An 18,128-nucleotide genomic window follows, 5' to 3' on the forward strand; every position below is an offset into this window, starting at 1 on the left:
TCAGAACTCCACGCCCGGTTGCCCCTTGATGCCGGAGCGGAAGGGGTGTTTGACGAGCTCCATCTCGGTCACCAGATCGGCGATTTCGATCAATTCTTCCTTGGCGTTGCGCCCCGTCAGCACGACATGCGTCATATGGGGCTTCTCGCTCTTCAGAAAGGCGACGACTTCGTTGATGTCGAGATAGTCGTAGCGCAGCGCGATGTTGATCTCGTCGAGCAACACCATGGAGTTGCTTTCATCGCGGATCAGCTCCTTGGCCTTTTCCCAGGCGGCCGACGCTGCCGCGACATCGCGGGCGCGGTCCTGCGTCTCCCAGGTGAAGCCCTCGCCCATCGTGTGGAACTGGCAGAGATCGGAGAAATGTTTCTCGATCAGGTCACGCTCGCCGGTCCACATCGCGCCCTTGATGAACTGCACGACGGCCGACGGCTTGCCGTGGGCGATATGGCGGAAGATCATGCCGAAGGCGGCAGACGACTTGCCCTTGCCCTTGCCGGTGTGAACGATGATCAGGCCCTTGCCATCGGTCTTGGTCGCCATGATCTTGTCGCGCGCGGCCTTCTTCTTCGCCATCTTCTCGGCATGGCGCGCGTCGTCCTTGCCAACTCCGCCTTCTGCGATCTCGCTATCAGGGGTCTCGTCGCTCATTGGGTCACCTCATTCTGTTGTGTAGCAGCCAGGTCGAACCGGGCCGAATTGCTGCGCGGCGTCCAGAGGCTGCGGTCGATCGCCTCAAGCAGCCGCTCTCTCATCTCGTCGAATGCCGCAGGGTTCTTCTCGGCCATAAAGCCGGCGACGGCGGGATCGGCGACGAAGGCCTGGTAAACCGCCTCGAAATGATGTTCGCCGACCGCACCCGTCGTTGCTGCGAAGGCAAAGAGATAATCGACAGTGGCGGCGATCTCGGCTGCCCCCTTGTAACCGTGGCGCATGACGCCCGCGATCCATTTCGGATTGACGACGCGCCCGCGCACGACGCGGCCGATCTCCTCTTCCAGCGAACGGATCACCGGCCGTTCCGGCTTGGAATGGTCGTTGTGATAGATCGAGGGACGAGCGCCCGCGAGCTGCTCGGCGGCGGCGGCCATGCCGCCCTCGAACTGGTAATAGTCGTCGCTGTCGAGCAGGTCGTGCTCGCGATTGTCCTGGTTCTGAATGACGGCCTGCACCGAGCGCAGCCGTTCCTCGAACAGGCCGCGTTCGGCCCTGCCCTCCTCGCCGGCGCCATAGGCATAGCTGCCCCAGACGAGATAGGCTTCGGCGAGATCGGCGCGCCGCTCCCAGCCCTTTTCGTCGATCAGCGCCTGCAGGCCGGCGCCGTAAGCGCCGGGCTTCGAGCCGAAAACGCGGTAGCCCGCCCGGCGCTTTGCCGAGACTTCGTCCAGGCCGGCGGCACCAAGCCTTGCCGCCTCGCCGCGCATGCGCGTTGCGATCGGATTGTCGGCCTCGTCCTCTTCAAGCGCTCCGACGGCGCGGATCGCCTTGTCGAACAGCGCGATCTGCTCGGGAAAGGCATCGCGGAAGAAGCCGGAAATGCGGAGCGTCACGTCAACGCGCGGCCGCCCGAGCATCGCCGGCGGAATGATCTCGTAGCCGGTGACGCGGCGCGAACTCATGTCCCAGAGCGGCTTGACGCCGATCAGCGCCAGCGCCTGGGCGATATCGTCGCCGCCAGTACGCATGTTTGACGTGCCCCAAGCCGTCAGCCCGAAGGAAACAGGCCACTCGCCGTGATCCTGCACATAGCGGCGCACCAGCAGTTCCGCCGATTTTTTGCCAAGCTCATAGGCGGCCGGCGTCGGCACGGCGCGGCTGTCGACTGAATAGAAATTGCGGCCCGTCGGCAGCACATCGGGCCGCCCGCGCGTCGGCGCGCCGGAGGGTCCGGGCGCCACGAACCGGCCGTCGAGCCCTTTGAGCAAACCTTCGATCTCGGCCGGGCCGCAGGCAAGGATGGAGGGCTTGAGGCGGATCTCGATCTCGGAGAGCACCACCCGTGTCGCCTTCCAGTCCTCGGGGCATTTGCGCTCGCCGGAAACGAACTTCGCCGAGAGTAGTTCGATGCGCTCGACAGTGTCTCCGTTGGTTCGCCATGGGGCATCTAGAACATCTGCGAGGATATCAGGACGCGGACCGGTCCAAACGGCAGCCATGTCTGTGTCGAGAGGGTCGAAGGAGGAGGCACCCCGCACGCCGCCGCCCAATCCCGCATCCGCCGCGATCGCCCGCTGCAAACTCGCATCACCGCCCTCGCCAAGCCCGCGCGGCACCCGCGCCAGCGCCACGGTCAGGTCCGTCAAGAGCCGCCCCTCGGGCGACAGGCCGAACACATGCAGCCCATCGCGGATCTGCATTTCCTTGAGGTCGCAGAGATAGGCGTCGAGCTTCTTCAGCGCCTCGCCTTCGCTTTCGCCCTTGGCGATACCGGCATCCCGGTCGAGACCGATATCGGTCACGAGATCGAGAATCTGGCGGCTGAGCAGGCGGATGCGGCGGGGATCGCCGCCGGACGCCTCGTAATATTCGTCGACCAGCGCCTCCAGATCCTTCAGTGGCCCGTAGCTCTCGGCCCGCGTCAGCGGCGGCGTCAGGTGATCGATGATGACGGCAGCACTGCGGCGCTTGGCCTGCGTGCCCTCGCCTGGATCGTTGACGATGAAGGGATAGAGATGCGGCAGCGGCCCGAGGATCGCCTCGGGATAACAGCTTTCTGACAGCGCCAGCGCCTTGCCGGGCAGCCATTCGAGGTTGCCGTGCTTGCCCATATGGATGACGGCATGGGCGCCGAATTCGCGGCGCAGGAAAGCGTAGAAGGCGAGATAACCGTGCGGCGGCACGAGATCCGGCGAATGGTAGCTCTCTTTCGGATCGATATTGTAGCCGCGTGCCGGCTGGATGCCGACGAGTACCTCGCCGAATCGCGCGAAAGGCAGGGCGAAGACGCCCTCGCGAAAATACGGATCGTTTTGCGGATTGCCCCAGCGGGCTCTCACCTCATCCTGAATCTTATTGGGAAGAGATTCCAGGAAGCTGTTGTACAGACTCAGGGAAAGCGTCTCGCGGATGATTTTTCCGTCAGAACCGGAATTGGTCGGCCCTTCCATCAGGTGGCGGATCAGCGCGTCGCCATCGGCCGGAGGGTCAGCGACCGGATAACCCGCCGCCCGCATGGCGCGAAGCACCTCGATGGTGCCGGCCGGCGTATCCAAGCCGACGCCATTGCCGAGCCGACCGTCGCGGTTCGGATAGTTCGCCATGACGAGCGCGATACGCCGGTCGCCGGCTGATGTCTTCCGCAAACGCGCCCAATTGGCGGCAAGCTCCGCCGTATAGCGCACCCGCCCGGCATCAGCCTGGCTGGCGACGATATTGGTCTCGACCAGCGCATCGTAGCGGGCCGCCGTCTTGAAGGAGACCGCCCGCGCCAGCACCCGGCCATCGACCTCGGGCAGCGCCACGTTCATGCCGAGATCGCGCGCCGACAAGCCCTGCGAGGAAGCCGCCCATGCCTCTCTCGACGAGGCCGACAAGATCGCCTGCAGCACGATCGCCTCATTCGCCTCCAGCACCGTCGGCTGCCGGTCCGCACCCGGTGCCGAGACGGCAAAGCCCGTCGTATTGATGACGACATCGGGTTTCAGCACCGAAAATACGCTTTCGAGAATGCCTGTCGAAACCGGATCCTTGAGGCTGTAAGCAAAGACCGGCAGCGGCCGGAGGCCGAGTGTCGTCAGCGCTTCGATGAGAGCTTCGATCGGCGCGGTCTCGCCGCTTTGGACGAGCGCGCGGTAGAAGCTGATGGCGATTGTCGGCTTCTCGGCTTGCTCCCTCTTCTCCCCAGCGGGGGTCCGAAGGACGGGTTGAGACCCGTGGCTCAACCCTGGTCGGTGGCCCGAAGGGTCGGATGAGGGGGTGGCTCGACAAACTCCGGCGTCCCAATCCTGCTGCTCGCTCCCTCCGTCGCTCGCCCCCCTCATCTGCCCTGTCGGGCATCTTCTCCCCGCTGGGGAGAAGGGGGAATCGGTAACCCGCCGCCACTCCTCGACCCCGATCAAACCCCGTCCCGGCCACCAAATACCCGCCTTCATCAATGGCACCGCCGGCGCCGGCTTCTCGGCTCCCGACAGCATCACCCCGGCATAGTCGAGAAACGCCTGCGCGTTGGCATCGCCGCCCTCGATCAGATAGGCCCAGAGCGCGTTGAGATCGTCGAGATCAACATTGGAGAAAGGCACCAGCCCCGCATCCGGCCTGGCATCGCCCGGCAGCACCGCGATCAGCGCACCGGCGCGCGCTGCCGCTGCATGCAGCGCCTCCAGCGCATAATGGAAATAGCTGGCGCCGCCGAGCGCCCGCACGATGATCAGCTTCGCATGCCTTGCCGTGCGCTCGACATATGTATCGACCGACATCGGGTGCTTCAAGCTCATCAGACTGGCGAGCCGGAGCGACGGCGCCGCCCCACGATCGCGATGGGCGGCGGCGATCGCGGCAAGCTCGCTGTCGGCCGCCGACAGGAACAGGATATCGCCCGGCGTCTGCCCGAGGTCGATTGCCTCCTCGCCGTCGCTGATCGTTCCCTGTTGAGCCAGAAGCAGATGCATCGGGTTACGCCAGCGCTTCGATCGCCGCCCTCACCGCGTCCTGATCCATTTCGTGCAGGCCGATGACGACAAGGCGCGTGGCGCGCTTTTCGCTCGCGCCCCAGGCGCGGTCGAAATAATGGTCGATGCGGCTGCCGACGGCCTGGAGCTGCAGACGCATCGGCTTGCCTGACACATCGACGAAACCTTTTAGGCGCAGCACGTCATGGGCTGATATGATCGTCTTCAGCGCTTCGATGAAGCCGGCGGGATCCGCGACCGGGCCAAGCTCGACGACGAAGCTGTCGAATTCGTCATGGTCGTGCGGCGCACCGTCCTCATGCTCCAACTCGTGATGCGACTTGCGATTGGCGACATCGCCCTCCGTGCCGATGCCGAGGCCGAGCAGGATGCCGGCCGACACCTCGCCGTTCCGTGCCTCGATCATGACCGGCTTGCGGACGGTGCGGGAGGCGACCTCGTCACGCACCCTGATAAGGCCGGCGGCATCGATCAGGTCGGTCTTGTTGAGCACGATGAGGTCGGCGCAGGTGAGCTGGTCCTCGAACAGCTCCTCGATCGGGCTCTCATGATCGAGCGACTCATCCTCGGCCCGGCGCGCATCGACCGCATCGTGGTCGTCGGCGAAACGACCGGCGGCAACGGCGGCGCTGTCGACCACCGTGATGACGCCGTCGACGGTCACTTGGGTGCGAATGTCGGGCCAGTTGAAGGCGGCGACCAGCGGCTGCGGCAAAGCAAGGCCCGAGGTCTCGATGACGATATGGTCGGGCCGATGTTTGCGCTCGAGCAGCTTGGTCATCGTCGGAATGAAATCATCGGCGACGGTGCAGCAGATGCAGCCATTGGTCAGCTCGATGATGTCGTCCTCCGTGCAATTCTCCGCGCCGCAGCCCTTCAGCACGTCGCCGTCGACGCCGAGATCGCCGAATTCGTTGATGATCAACGCAATCTTCTTGCCGCCAGCCTTGGTGAGCAGGTTGCGGATCATCGTCGTTTTGCCGGCGCCGAGGAAGCCGGTGATGACGGTTGCGGGAATCTTCTGCTGGTTCATGGACTTAACCCTTCATTTTCAGCGACAGGCCTGCCGCGATGAAATAAACTTCGGCGGCCTTCGCGGCGATTGATTGGTGCAGCCGGCCGGCATGATCACGGAAATCCCGCGCCATGCGATTGTCGGGCACGATGCCGAGACCGACCTCATTGGAGACGAAAACGAGCCGCGCCTTCGCGGCGGGCAGGAAATCGGCAAGCCCGGCAAATTCCGCCGCCATGTCGCGCTCCTCCATCATCAGATTGGTGACCCAGAGCGTCAGGCAGTCGATGAGCACGATGCGCCCCTCGCCGTCGATGGCGGTAAGTTTGCCGACAAGATCGAGCGGCTCTTCATGCGTCACCCAGGACGGGCCGCGGTCGACCTTGTGTTGGGCGATGCGCGCCTGCATCTCCTCGTCCCATGCGCGGCCGGTCGCAAGGTAATGGCGGTCGAGTCCGGTGGCCGTCACGAGGTCTTCGGCGAATCGGGATTTGCCGGAACGTGCGCCGCCGAGGATGAAGACGGTGTTGGAGGCGGCGGCGATCATATGCAAACGGTCCGTTGATCAGATAGGGCACGCCGTGTGCCCCCCCTCATCCGACCCTTCGGGCCACCTTCTACCCGCTGGGGAGAAGAGGGAGCAAGCCATAGTCTAAGGTCGTCTCTCTGACCTCTGCGGGATGAGAAGGACCGAGCCGTTGCGGCATTCCTCTTCTCCCCAGCGGGGAGAAGGTGGCGGCAGCCGGATGAGGGGGTGAGCGGCAAAGCCGCGAATGTGCTGAGCGCAAATGAAGCGCAACAACGAAAGACCCACAGTTTTCCGTGCCCAAGGACTTGGGCACACTGGATTCCTGTCACAAGCACAGGAGTGAGGGAGGAGAGGAAAGCACCCCCCCGTCGCGCCGCACCAGGCCGCGCCGAATTCAATCGTTCAGCCAAGACAACCTCCGTGCTGGCAACGGGCATAGTGCCCAGGTGTGGGCTTCTCGCCCGGCACGCATGGCAGGTCTCCTGGCTCGCGGTTATCGGCCGCGATCGGGGCAGACCGGAAACCGGTCGCCCTGATCGTGCCAGCGGATCATCCTCGCCTTCCCGGCTGCATCAGTGAAAAGGTGGACGATTCGTAGACTTGAGAGGCGTCCGACCCCGGTTGATCACCATGCATATCCAGTGGCTTTTCCGGCATGTCGCCCGTCCCGCCCGCTTGCATGATTGCAAGCCGCCGGCCGGAAGGGCTTAGTGCCGGATGGAAGACCCTGACCGCTCTACAGTCGCGGGGTCGGCTGTGATGAAGGCGCCCGGCTTGGGTCCGCCCCGTCACATTCCCTTTTCATCCGGAAGGGCGTAACACCGATCCGGAACCATCCGTTATGTCAGGATGGTCAGTCGGCCATCCGTTATCGGGATGGTTAGGCAAGCGCAGGGGTGAAGTCAACCGGCCTTGGCGGTCGACCAATTGACGGCCAGCCGGAATGCCTGCTCCAACACGACTTACTCTACCTAAAACATCGTCATTTATCAGAGACTTACGTCACAAATATTTATCCCGTCCGCCGGGTTTTCGCCGCAATTGCGACGCAAGCGGACTGCGCCTTCGCCCTTGACCAGGCCTCTCCCTGCCTAGTTGTCTTGCCATGCTTATGAAATTGGATCGGCGCCGTTTCCGCGCGCTGCGTGTTTTCTTCGATCCGGGACGCTTGCGGGCGCTGACCCGGCGTAGCGAGGTCGGCCTATCGCTGGCGGGCGCCGTCGTCGGCATCATCTCGGGTCTTGCCGTCACTGGCATGAGCTACGTCTCCAATGAGCTGCATCAGCTGGTCTTCGGCATCGCCGACAGCGAACGACTGAGCTCGTCCGAGATCGAGAACAAGATGCTGCTGCTCACCGCCCCCGTCATCGGCGGCGCCCTGCTCGGCCTGCTGCTTTTCGTGCTGGCGAAACGGCGCAAGAAGCCGATGGTCGACCCGATCGAGGCCAATGCGCTGCATGGCGGCCGCCTGTCCCTGACCGACAGCATCATCGTTGCCGTGCAGAACCTGATCTCCAACGGTTTCGGCGCCTCGGTCGGCCTGGAGGCCGGCTATACCCAGCTTGCCGCCGGCCTCGCCTCGAAATTCGGCCTGAAGCTGCAGCTTCGCCGCTCGGACCTGCGCACCCTCGTTGGCTGCGGCGCGGCGGGCGCCATCGCCGCCGCCTTTAACGCGCCGCTGACCGGTGCTTTCTATGCCTTCGAGCTGATCATCGGCACCTATACGATCGTCTCGCTGACGCCTGTCGTCGTCTCCGCCCTTGTCTCCACCCTGATCGCAAGGTTACTCGCCGGCAGCGATTTCACCATCGATATCGGCAGCTTTGGCTCGGTCGTGCCGGCCGACTATATCCCGGCGCTGCTGCTCGGTGCTTTCTGCGCCGGCGTCGGCATCCTGATCATGCAGGGCGTCGCCTTTGTCGAAGAACTGGCGCGCAAGAGTTCGATCGCCCCACCCTTCCGCCCGGCACTCGGTGGCATCATCGTCGGGCTCTTGGCGATGATCTCGCCGCAGGTGCTCTCGGCCGGCCACGGCGCGCTGCATCTCAACCTTTCCCGTGAGGTGGCAATCCCGACGCTGATCGGCCTCTTCCTCTTGAAATCCTTCGCCTCGGCGATCTCGATCGGCTCCGGCTTCAGGGGTGGGCTATTCTTCGCCTCGCTGTTCATGGGCGCCCTGCTCGGCAAGCTCTTTGCCTATTGCGGCCCCTATTTCGCCGATGCGACGCTGACGCCCGTCATCTATGCCGTTGTCGGCATGAGTTCGCTTGCCGTGGCCGTCATCGGCGGGCCGCTGACCATGACGTTCCTGGCGCTCGAAATCACCGGCGATTTTCCGATCACGGCGCTGGTGCTCGCTGCCGTCATCACCTCCTCGCTCGTCGTGCGCTCGACCTTCGGCTACTCCTTTGCCACATGGCGCTTTCATCTGCGCGGCGAAAGCATCCGCAGCGCGCATGATGTCGGCTGGATCCGCAATCTGACGGTCGACAAGCTGATGCGCGCCGACGTCAAGACGGCAAGGGCGGGCATCTCTCTGGAGGAATTCAAGCAGGCCTTCCCGATCGGCTCGACCCAGCGCGTCATCCTGGTCGAGGAGAGCGACAAATATGCGGGCCTCGTGCTCGTGCCTGAGATTTACGCCAACCCGACCGATGCGCAGGACGAGGGCAAGACGCTTGCCGATTTCATCCACTACCGCAACGATTTCCTGCAGCCGCAGATGAATGCAAGGCAGGCGGCCGCGATCTTCGACAAGAGCGAAAGCGAAGCACTCGCCGTCGTCAACAACCTCATCGAACGCAAGGTGATCGGCCAACTCAGCGAAAGCTATACGCTGCGCCGCTACAGCGAAGAACTCGACCGCCGCCGCCGTGAGGTCTCAGGTGAGATCTGATCCGTCATCGCGCCGACCGGATCGACGCTTCAGGATACCGCATCGGCGAGCTTGAACACGTTTACCGCTTTCGAAACCCCGCGCAATTCGAAAGATCCCAGACATTCGTTGGCGACGGCGCAGGTGACGGCGAAGCTTTCCGACATCAGAAGGTGATGTCCGAGCGTGCTGCAGAGTTTTTCGAGGCGCGAAGCCTCGTTGACGGCGCTGCCGATCACCGTGAAATCAAGCCTGCCGCGTGCGCCGATATTTCCGTAGAAGACCTCGCCGAGATGCAGCACGACATCGACGCCGATGTCAGGACCTCCATCATTCCTCCGCTGACCATTCAGCACCTTGTTGGCTTCTAGAATATTCCTTGCGGAAGCCAGTGCGGCCATGCAGGCCTTTTGCGGATCTTCAGCATCGGTCGGAAAGATCGCCAGCACGCTATCGCCCATGAACTTAAGGATCTCGCCCGAATTTTCCTCGACATGCCAGCCGATCAGCTCGAAATGTTCATTCAGAAACCCGGCGATTTCGCCCGGCTGATAAACCTCGGTCAACGCAGTGAAGTTTCTCAGGTCCGCAAGCAGGATCGCAGCATTGATCGCCCCTCCCTTTCCCCTCTGAATATCGCCTGCAAGGATGCGTGCACTGGTCTTGGCGCCTGTATAGACGGCAAGGATATCCGATGCGGTTTTCGATGCCGCAATACGATAACAAGCCAGCCCCAGCGCTGGGAAAAGCTTCGCGACGATCGCCAGTTGATCATCAGAAAATCCGCCCGGCCTATCGCTTGTGAGAGACAGACTGACTCCACGCAGCGCAGCCTCTTTCGGGAATTCCAGCAGGCTGACCAGGTGATCCGTGCCGCCGCCATGCGCGAATTCCGCAAGCTGCGGGTAGTCATCGACACCCTCACCCTTAGCGATGTTCCAGCGACCTGACGTTTCGCCACGGCCCAAAAGAAAATAGATCGGAGTCTTCTCGAAATTCAGCACTCCCGCAGTGCCATATTCGGCATTCTCGATCGTGGTCACACCGCCGCGCACGAAATTGGCCGAGACGCCGCCATACATGGGATGAATAGACGGCATTGAAATGCTTCCCCGCCAAATCGGAAAGCCATCCGCGATCAACCGATCGCACAATCCGGCTATCAGCTCAGCAATATGCTCAGCTGTGATTCCATGTTCTATAAGCCACTGAATATGATTGCTAATTTCCGAACCTCCACATGAGCCGCCACAATCTTATGATGGCAAATCGGGCAAATGGGCGGCAATGCCGAACCGGGTCACCACGACATCCAGTGATAGCCCGGCCAAACCGATGTTTCTAGCCATCGAGCTCGGCCATGACGACCGCGGGGCAGATGGCAGAGAGATTGATACCGGTATCGAGGCACTGCGAGGTTTTACGCCCGATGCGGACGCCCGCCACGACACGCTAGCGGAACCTGCTCCAGTCTGCATCCTGTGAGGCGACGAAGGGTATTTCGCCCCTCGACACGGCAATGTCTTTCAGCATGTGATCTGGCAAGGCGCCAAGGCGATTTGCTACCGATCGCCTGCTCCGCCAGACGATAACGGCGCGCAGCGGAGAGGTAAGCAGCACCATCACTTTGCGCAGTCGCAGCTCGACCGCGCCGGACAAGAGCTTCTCGTTCATTGTGATCCCCATGAATTTGCGCGTGCCGGTGGCAAGATCGCAACCCGGAGAACCGGTCGGCGACTCGTTCGCCGGCCGGTTCCGACATCCTAGTGCGCCGAATGTGGGCCGATGAGCGTCGTGATCTCCGTCACGCGGTCCGCCGGAAAACCACCCTTTTCCGCGTGCCGATAGACCGCTTCGGCGCTCTCGGCCTCATGAACGCAGTACATCTTGTCCCCGGTCACATAGCTGGTAATCCAGGTATAGGGTTCGCCGAGGGAGGCCACGACGGCGTTGGATTTCGCCGAGATCTCGCGCAGGGTTTCCTTGTCCATGTCCCCGAGACCTGGAATGTTTCGTTCGATAACGAATTGCGGCATTGTTTTATCCTTTCATGATGTTTTGAGTGACCTAGCGCTTCATCAACCGTGCGCATGCCGGCAGCTGACGTCGGGGTTCATGTCGGCGAACGGTCCCTTCGGATTGTTCTTCCATGCCCAGACGTGCAGCTCGTAGAAAGCCGGAAGCCCGTAGCGGTTCGGTGCGTTCGTGAAACTGAACAGCTGGCCGCCGAGATTGGCGGGACCTTTCGTCGTGATGTATTCGACAGCGACGAGTTTCATCTTGCCGTGTTCGTCAGGCTCGTACATCACAGCCTCCGGCTTGGAGAGTTCAATGGCCTCATCCTTGATGAGGTCGGCACTGACATAGTGGATGCCCATCGCACCTCCATCTATGCCGCTGGTGCATGGGATCGGCGAATAGCCTTCCTTGACAGCCTGGTTGACGTCCCGGAAGCGCGCATTGGCCTCCCGGACCTGTTCCGGCAGGCCGCCGCCGCCGAGCGCTGCAGCCGGAAGAGCTGCCATAATGAGAAGCGCCGCGATCGGCGCTTTTGTCGCTTTCATAAAGATTGCCTCCAATTTCTGGTTGTCCAAGCCGATTGGATTCCGGCTGGCAGTGCGTTGTAAAAAATCCGCGCGATGAAACATCTCCCGCGTGGGGGATGAAATCTTCCGCAAATCCCGGAAATGAAGGCGCCATGGCCGGCGATAATTGACCGGGCTGGCCGGGCTGATGCAGGATTGTGATCATGGAACAGCAGCTGTCGGAAATTATTGGCGCTATTTATGATTGCGTGGCCCGGGAGGATGCCTGGCCGAACGCTCTTCGTCTGATCAATGGTCAGGTGAATGGTTTTCTAACCACGCTTGCCGTCTTCGACACCACCACGCGGTCCGCACGGCTGGCCCAGATCGCCTGCGACGACAGAGAGGCCATCCGCACCCTCGTCGCGCATGCGAAGGACGTCCCGTTCTTCCACCTTCTCCACCGAATGGAGATCGATCAGCCGGATACGCTGGAGCGGATGTTTTCCCTCTATGGACCCGATGGCGAAGCCGTCTGGAAGAGCGGTGCGCTGTACCAGAACTTTCATGCCAGGTATGGGGTTCTAAACTCGATCGACATGGCCGTGCTGAAGCGCCCGACCCGTGTCGGGACGATCAACATTTCGGTGCAATACGAACCGAGCGAACGACGTGTCTTCGACATCGTCGGTCTGCTCGGCCCTCATATCCGCCGTGCCGTGACGATCCACGACATGTTCGAGATGGAGCGCGCCGAAGCCGCCGTCCTAAGGGAGGTCATCGACGCCCTCGATCATGCGGTCTTCATCGTTGCAGAAGACATGACAATCCTCTTCGCCAATGGAGCCGCCGAAGCACGGCTGCGCGAGCAGCACGTGGTCCACTCGCTTTCAGGCCGTCTGGCCGCTCGCTACAGTTATGCAGGCGCCGCCCTTTCCAACGCCGTGGCGCTTGGCGCGCGCGACGAAATCAGTCTCGCGGCCGCCGGCATCGACGTTCCCCTTGCCTCGGCGGAACGCCCCGCCGTCGCTCACGTTCTGCCGCTGCAGCGGCGCACAGAAAGGGGACGCTTTGAAAGCCGGGCGGCTGCGGCGATCTTCCTCGCCGCGGCGGGAACGGTGATCCAGTCGGCCGTCGAGGCCATTGCGGCCCTTTTTGCCCTCACGCCTGCCGAACGGCGCGTGGTCGGCTACGTGTCCGAAGGCATGACGCGATCCGAGATCGCAAATGCACAGGGCGTTGCCGACGGCACCGTGAAATCGCAACTGGCTGCCATTTACGACAAGACGGGAGCGGAAGACCAGCGCAGCCTGCAGCAGCTCGTACGCGAACTCAGCCCACCTGTCAGGCGCACGTAACATCTCGACATCAAACTTCGGCCGATCGGCGGAAGAGGCGAAAAGGCGCGCCGGCGGCACGGCGCCTCAGGGCATCTCCGCTTACATCGTGACCGTCATGCCGCCGTCGACCGTCAGCACATGGCCGTTGACGAAGGAGGCGGCGGCGCTTGCGAGAAACAGCGCCGCGCCGGCGATTTCGTCAGGGCGTCCCCAGCGCTGGACCGGGATGCGCTGGCGCACGAAGGGCATCAACTCCTCGTTCGCCGCCATCGCGGCGTTCGTCTCGGTGGCGAACCAGCCGGGCGCAATCGCGTTGCTGGTGATGCCGTGCGGGCCGAATTCGACCGCCATGGCGCGCATCAGGCCGGTCAGACCCTGCTTGGCGGCTGGATAAACGCAGTCGCCGGGCATGACGACATGGCCGCTGATCGAGGTGACTGCGATCAGGCGGCCATAATTGCGCCGCTTCATCAGCACGCTGGCGTCCCGGGAAAGCGTTATCGCCGCGGCCAGATCGGTGCGCAGCAGCTCTAAGACGGCCTCATCGTCGAATTCGGCCAACGGCCGCCTGTCGCGGGCGCCGACATTGTTGATCAGAATATCAAGACGGCCGTGGATCTTGTCGATCTCGGCCATCACAGCACGCTGGGCCCCGCGGTCGGCGATATCGAACACGGCCGCCTCCGCCGTGCCGCCCGCAGCCCGGATGGTCCTGACGGCATCTTCTAGCGTCGCCGTCGTGCGCCCGGTGACGATGACATGCGCACCGGCCTCGGCAAGGGCGCTCGCCATCTCGAAACCCAGACCTCGGCCGCCGCCAGTCACTAGCGCCACCTGACCCGCCAGTGAAAATCTCTCCAATATGCTCATGGTTTCATCGCTCTCAATCGTCCGCGCCACAATTAATGGACTCAGTCAACTAATTTAGCAAGAGCGAATGGCAGCCGATGGGCGCAAGTTCCCCGATAGATTTGACCTGCAGTGCGGTCACTTCGGCTCCGGCTGTTGGATGACTGGCGGCGGCGTATCGCTCTTATTGCCGCCTCGATCGAATGGCTTGATTACCAGGATGCCTAGGACAGACGCTATCATTGCTCCGACGATGATCATCATTAACATTTTCATGGGCTCGCCTCGCGTCAGATCAATTCGCCCTTGGCCTTTGCGATTTGAGGCCGACTATCGGGATAGTCGTGCGGCGCAGTTTTTGAGGCAGGGATAAGCCTCTTCGCAAAAGCCGACGATTCAACAGCTGCCGCCCGAAAACGTTCCATACCCAGACGGAACGTCCGCATCGATGACTTCAACGGCGATATTATCCGCGCTCGGACGCGTCGAGGGCAGGCTTCGCCTCTGTCAGGCGTGCGCCATATCGCAACATCTTGGAACCGTTCTGCGCTTTCCTGAAGAGCTGAACCGCTCTAGCCGAGCAGCCCGGCAAGCCAGCGCGGATCGAGATGTTTCTCCAGGCCGTTCGCGACCTCGTCAAGCGCCCGGTCGACGCTTTCGCGGTAGTTTCCGCCTTCGCCTGAGAGCCCGAAGCTTTGAAGCAGACGGGCGCGGTAGGCGTCGCTGGCAAACAGCCCGTGCAGGTAGGTGCCCATGATCCGGCCGTCGGCCGAAAGCGCACCGTCAGGTGCTCCATCGATGATCGCCGAAGGCCGATCGCAATCCGGGCCGCGGGTGATGCCAAGATGGATCTGGTAGCCGGCAAGCGGCGCGTCATATTCGGTCGAGCGGGCAGCGCTGTTGCGCACGGTCTTCTCCGGCGCCATGTCGGTTTCGACATCGAGAAGCCCAAGCCCCGGCGTCTCCAGCGTCCCGCCCTCGATGCCGAGCGGGTCGCGCACCATGCGGCCGAGCATCTGGTAGCCGCCGCAGATGCCGATCACTCGGCCTCCGCGCCTGACATGCGCCTGGAGATCGCGGTCCCAGCCCTGAGCCCTGAAATTGTCGAGATCCGATATGGTCGATTTCGAGCCGGGAAGGATAGTGAGCGCCGCATCCTCAGGCAGGCGTTCGCCGGACTTTACGAAGACCAGCTCGACATCGGGCTCGGCGCGCAGCGGATCGAGATCATCGAAATTGGCGATGCGCGGCAGCACCGGCACGGCGATCTTCAGCGCACCCGTCCCGCCCCTCGCCAGCCGTTCGAGCACGACCGAATCCTCGGCCGGCAGCTGCGCAGCACCCCTCAGCCACGGCACGATGCCGAAACACGGCCAGTCGGTAAAACCTTCGATGGCGCGGATACCGTCGTCAAACAACGAGACGTCGCCACGGAACTTGTTGATGATATAGCCCGAGATCATCGCCCGGTCGGCACTGTCGAGGATCGCATGCGTGCCGACCAGCGAAGCGATGACGCCGCCGCGGTCGATATCGCCGACAAGCACGACCGGCACGCCGGCCCGCGTCGCAAAGCCCATATTGGCGATATCGCCGGCCCTGAGATTGATCTCGGCCGGCGATCCGGCGCCCTCGACGATAACGAGGTCGGCACCCGCAGCCACTTTTTCGAAACTTTCGAGCACGGCGCCGAGTAGCTGAGGCTTCAGCCGCTGGTAGTCCCGTCCTGTCGCCTGTCCGAACACCTTGCCCTGCACGATGATCTGGCTGCCATTTTCCGATTGCGGCTTGAGCAGCACCGGGTTCATGTGCACCGAGGATGGCGCGCGCGCGGCCAGCGACTGCAGCCACTGCGCGCGACCGATCTCGCCGCCATCATCCGCGACCGCCGCATTGTTCGACATGTTCTGTGGCTTGAACGGCCGGACAGTCAGCCCGCGATTGGCCACCAACCGGCAAAGGCCCGCAACCAGAACCGTCTTGCCGACATCCGAGCCGGTTCCCTGCAGCATGATCGCTCTTGCCATGGTGGCTCACATCCGCTTCTCGTTCAGGCGAGGCCTACAATGGGCGGCAACCTCGGGTCAAGCTTGGCCCGGGCCAAGACTTGGCTTGGGCAAGTTCCCGCGCAAACGCGAAAACCGCGCATGGCCTTGGCTCTGCGCGGTTTGCCGAAAACTCAGGCGTCTTCGCCCTTACACGGCGAAGCTCGCTTTCTCCGGTACGCACTACCTGAACCGGAGAAGCGGCGGTCATTGCTGCCACGCCCCAACTGATAACGGCACATTCTTACCGGAGAGTTATTGAAGGCTTACGCAAATGTTAATTTTGATCTTTTTTGATATTCTCGTCGAAATTTCTGCCGAAGATCCACCGCCGATCGCGAAGAGCGTGCATTTCGTCCGAGGTCGATTTTTGGGATCCTCACATAAATTCTTCGAATTCAATAATTTAGTCACGCAACCATGAGCAGAAGATGGTTGATTTCTGCGAGCGAACGCGTAGGCTCCATCACAATGCGCCATTGTTGAACATGGCCTGCGATGAGTTGCCGGAGCCGCAAGGACGGACGGTGCCCGTGAACCGGAAAGCCTGTTGCTGTATCGCCCGGCAGGCGTTTTCCCTTCGGGTGCCGAAGATATTTGTCGGTTGATTTCAGAGCCTGCGCGTCCGCCTAAGAAGAATTCGGGGAATGACGATGAAGACGCTTCTGATTCCGGCCGTCTTTGCCGGGGCTCTTTCTACCGTCGAGCTGGCTGAAGCCGCCGAATGCGGCAGCGTTTCGATCGCCGAAATGAAATGGGCCTCGGCAGGCATTGCGGCGAGCTTCGACAAGATCATCCTGGAAAAGGGATACGGCTGTTCCGTCACCATTGTCGATGGCGACACCCTGCCGACCTTCGCCTCGATGAATGAGAAAGGTACCCCCGACATCGCCTCGGAATACTGGATTAATTCCGTCAGGGCCCTCCTCGATCAAGCCGTCAACAGCGGCCGGTTGGTGCAGGGGGCCGAAATCCTGGCTGACGGCGCCGTCGAGGGCTGGTGGATCCCGAAATTCATCGCCGACGCCCACCCCGACATCCGCTCGGTCGAAGGCGCGCTGAAACATCCCGAACTCTTCCCCGCCGAGGACGACCCGTCGAAGGGCGCAGTTTACAACTGTCCCGCCGACTGGAGCTGCCAGATATCAACCACCAACCTGTTCAAGGCGCTTGCCGCCGACAAGAAGAGCTTCGAGCTTGTCGAAACCGGCAGCCCCGAACAGCTTGATGCCTCGATTGCCCGCGCCTTCGAAAACAAGGTGGGCTGGCTCGGTTATTACTGGGCGCCGACCGCCATCCTCGGCAAATATGACATGACGCGCCTGAGCTTCGGCGTCGGCCACAACAAGAGCGAATGGGACCGCTGCACCGCCGTTGCCGGCTGCGCCAGGCCCGAGGTCAATTCCTATCCGGTCTCGCGCGCCTTCACGCTGATGACCCGGTCCTTCGCCAGCCGCGCCGGACCTGTCACGACCTATCTCAAGACCCGCAAATGGGACAACAAGACGATCAACCAGGTGCTCGCCTGGCAGGACGAAAACCGCGAAAGCAACGAGGATGCCGCAATCTATTTCCTTCGCAATTACGAGGGTCTGTGGACCAAATGGGTGCCAGTCGATGTAGCCGAGAAGGTCAAGGCGAGCTTATAACGACAAGACACGAGCTAGCATGGACGATTCGATGACAGGCAATGTTCCCTTTCCCGACCGCGATACCGTTGCGGAAAAGCTCGCCGCGCTTTCGGAGACCGACAAGTCGTATTTGGCGCTGCTGATGGAAAATGCCGCCCAGGACGACAACCTGCTCGACGGACTGCGCCGCCATCTCGATCTTGCCGCCGGATCGCGTTTCCTCAACTCGCTGAAGCTCGAAAATCTGGGAATTTGGCTCGGAACCCAGGCGCCGGACCGGTTACAGATCCGACTGATGGAAACCGCCCGCTCCAGCCAGCATCCCGCCTACCAGGCCTTCCGGACCGGTCTCGACCGATCCGGCGGGCTGGAAAAGATTTATCCCCCGGTCATCCGTTAGGATGATCCGACCCCGGTCAGCACCTAATCTGCCAATCCCGGAAGGAATTTGAACCGTCGTTACTTCTTCGCGGCACGGTCGACCGAGCGGCCGGCATCCTGCGTGGCGTTTACAGTATTTGCCGTATCTTTTCCTATACCGCGGATCGTGTTGCCGCAGGAGGAAAGGGCAAGAAGAACCATCAAGGCTGCGGCAATTTTGGCCGTTGTCGTCATCTCGGATATCCTTGTTTGAAATCAACCCCGAACGGCGACAATTGCCGTCCGCGCCGATAACGCGCGACAAACCAAA

The 18,128-nt window shown here is 62.1% G+C and carries 14 protein-coding genes, 1 pseudogene and 1 riboswitch; of the genes and pseudogenes, 4 read left to right on the forward strand and 11 right to left on the reverse strand.

From position 1 onward, the window contains the following. Genes cobO through cobU form a run of 4 tightly spaced genes read right to left on the reverse strand, consistent with a single transcriptional unit; the run spans window position 1 to window position 6,190 of the window. Window positions 1–651 carry a cob(I)yrinic acid a,c-diamide adenosyltransferase gene (gene cobO / locus J3P73_RS14435; RefSeq protein ID WP_018480804.1) on the reverse strand — a complete coding sequence of 217 codons (651 nt, stop codon included), beginning with the start codon at window positions 649–651 and terminating at the stop codon, window positions 1–3. Further along, a complete protein-coding gene (gene cobN / locus J3P73_RS14440) occupies window positions 648–4,607 on the reverse strand; it encodes a cobaltochelatase subunit CobN (RefSeq protein ID WP_207579653.1) in 3,960 nt (1,319 codons plus the stop codon). The genes cobO and cobN overlap by 4 nt, the downstream gene beginning before the upstream one ends. Before the next feature lie 4 nt (window positions 4,608–4,611). After that, complete coding sequence (cobW, locus tag J3P73_RS14445; protein ID WP_130770461.1) at window positions 4,612–5,661, reverse strand: cobalamin biosynthesis protein CobW; 1,050 nt, start codon at window positions 5,659–5,661, stop codon at window positions 4,612–4,614. Window positions 5,662–5,665: 4 nt separating this feature from the next. Further along, window positions 5,666–6,190: a bifunctional adenosylcobinamide kinase/adenosylcobinamide-phosphate guanylyltransferase gene (gene cobU, locus J3P73_RS14450; protein ID WP_130691970.1), complete on the reverse strand. Its 525-nt coding sequence runs from the start codon at window positions 6,188–6,190 to the stop codon at window positions 5,666–5,668. A gap of 437 nt (window positions 6,191–6,627) precedes the next feature. Next, window positions 6,628–7,024, reverse strand: a riboswitch (cobalamin riboswitch). A gap of 253 nt (window positions 7,025–7,277) precedes the next feature. Here cobU and J3P73_RS14455 point away from each other — a divergent pair. Then, window positions 7,278–9,068: a chloride channel protein gene (locus J3P73_RS14455; RefSeq protein ID WP_018074591.1), complete on the forward strand. Its 1,791-nt coding sequence runs from the start codon at window positions 7,278–7,280 to the stop codon at window positions 9,066–9,068. Between the two features lie 29 nt (window positions 9,069–9,097). Here the strand turns inward: J3P73_RS14455 and J3P73_RS14460 are convergent. The 4 genes and pseudogenes from J3P73_RS14460 to J3P73_RS14475 form a co-directional block, all read right to left on the reverse strand. Continuing rightward, a pseudogene (locus J3P73_RS14460) lies at window positions 9,098–10,335 on the reverse strand (adenylate/guanylate cyclase domain-containing protein). Window positions 10,336–10,499: 164 nt separating this feature from the next. Then, a complete protein-coding gene (locus tag J3P73_RS14465) occupies window positions 10,500–10,721 on the reverse strand; it encodes a DUF1127 domain-containing protein (protein WP_130691974.1) in 222 nt (73 codons plus the stop codon). Between the two features lie 89 nt (window positions 10,722–10,810). Next, window positions 10,811–11,083, reverse strand: coding sequence for a DUF4242 domain-containing protein (locus J3P73_RS14470; protein ID WP_130691976.1), 273 nt, complete (start codon window positions 11,081–11,083; stop codon window positions 10,811–10,813). A gap of 42 nt (window positions 11,084–11,125) precedes the next feature. Then, complete coding sequence (locus J3P73_RS14475; RefSeq protein ID WP_130691978.1) at window positions 11,126–11,611, reverse strand: hypothetical protein; 486 nt, start codon at window positions 11,609–11,611, stop codon at window positions 11,126–11,128. A gap of 185 nt (window positions 11,612–11,796) precedes the next feature. On the opposite strand from J3P73_RS14475, the gene J3P73_RS14480 reads away from it, so the two are divergent. After that, entirely contained in the window at window positions 11,797–12,930 is a 1,134-nt protein-coding gene (locus J3P73_RS14480; protein ID WP_130691980.1) for a helix-turn-helix transcriptional regulator, read from the forward strand. Window positions 12,931–13,011: 81 nt separating this feature from the next. Here J3P73_RS14480 and J3P73_RS14485 read toward each other — a convergent pair whose 3' ends face one another. Both J3P73_RS14485 and J3P73_RS14490 read right to left on the reverse strand, forming a co-directional pair. Beyond that, entirely contained in the window at window positions 13,012–13,782 is a 771-nt protein-coding gene (locus J3P73_RS14485) for an SDR family oxidoreductase (protein ID WP_018074585.1), read from the reverse strand. 551 nt (window positions 13,783–14,333) lie between these two features. Continuing rightward, on the reverse strand, window positions 14,334–15,788 hold the full coding sequence (locus tag J3P73_RS14490; protein ID WP_130691982.1) for a cobyric acid synthase: 1,455 nt from the start codon (window positions 15,786–15,788) through the stop codon (window positions 14,334–14,336). A gap of 665 nt (window positions 15,789–16,453) precedes the next feature. Here J3P73_RS14490 and J3P73_RS14495 point away from each other — a divergent pair. Together J3P73_RS14495 and J3P73_RS14500 are read left to right on the forward strand one after the other, a co-directional pair. Continuing rightward, window positions 16,454–17,455: a glycine betaine ABC transporter substrate-binding protein gene (locus J3P73_RS14495; protein WP_197726832.1), complete on the forward strand. Its 1,002-nt coding sequence runs from the start codon at window positions 16,454–16,456 to the stop codon at window positions 17,453–17,455. A 19-nt stretch (window positions 17,456–17,474) separates the two neighbouring features. Then, window positions 17,475–17,837: a hypothetical protein gene (locus J3P73_RS14500; protein WP_018074581.1), complete on the forward strand. Its 363-nt coding sequence runs from the start codon at window positions 17,475–17,477 to the stop codon at window positions 17,835–17,837. A gap of 59 nt (window positions 17,838–17,896) precedes the next feature. On the opposite strand, the gene J3P73_RS14505 is transcribed toward J3P73_RS14500, so the two are convergent. After that, complete coding sequence (locus tag J3P73_RS14505; protein WP_003540537.1) at window positions 17,897–18,052, reverse strand: entericidin domain-containing protein; 156 nt, start codon at window positions 18,050–18,052, stop codon at window positions 17,897–17,899. Between the last annotated feature and the right edge of the window lie 76 nt (window positions 18,053–18,128).

The sequence above is a fragment of the Rhizobium ruizarguesonis genome (assembly GCF_017357285.1).
Taxonomy (GTDB): Bacteria; Pseudomonadota; Alphaproteobacteria; order Rhizobiales; family Rhizobiaceae; genus Rhizobium; species Rhizobium ruizarguesonis.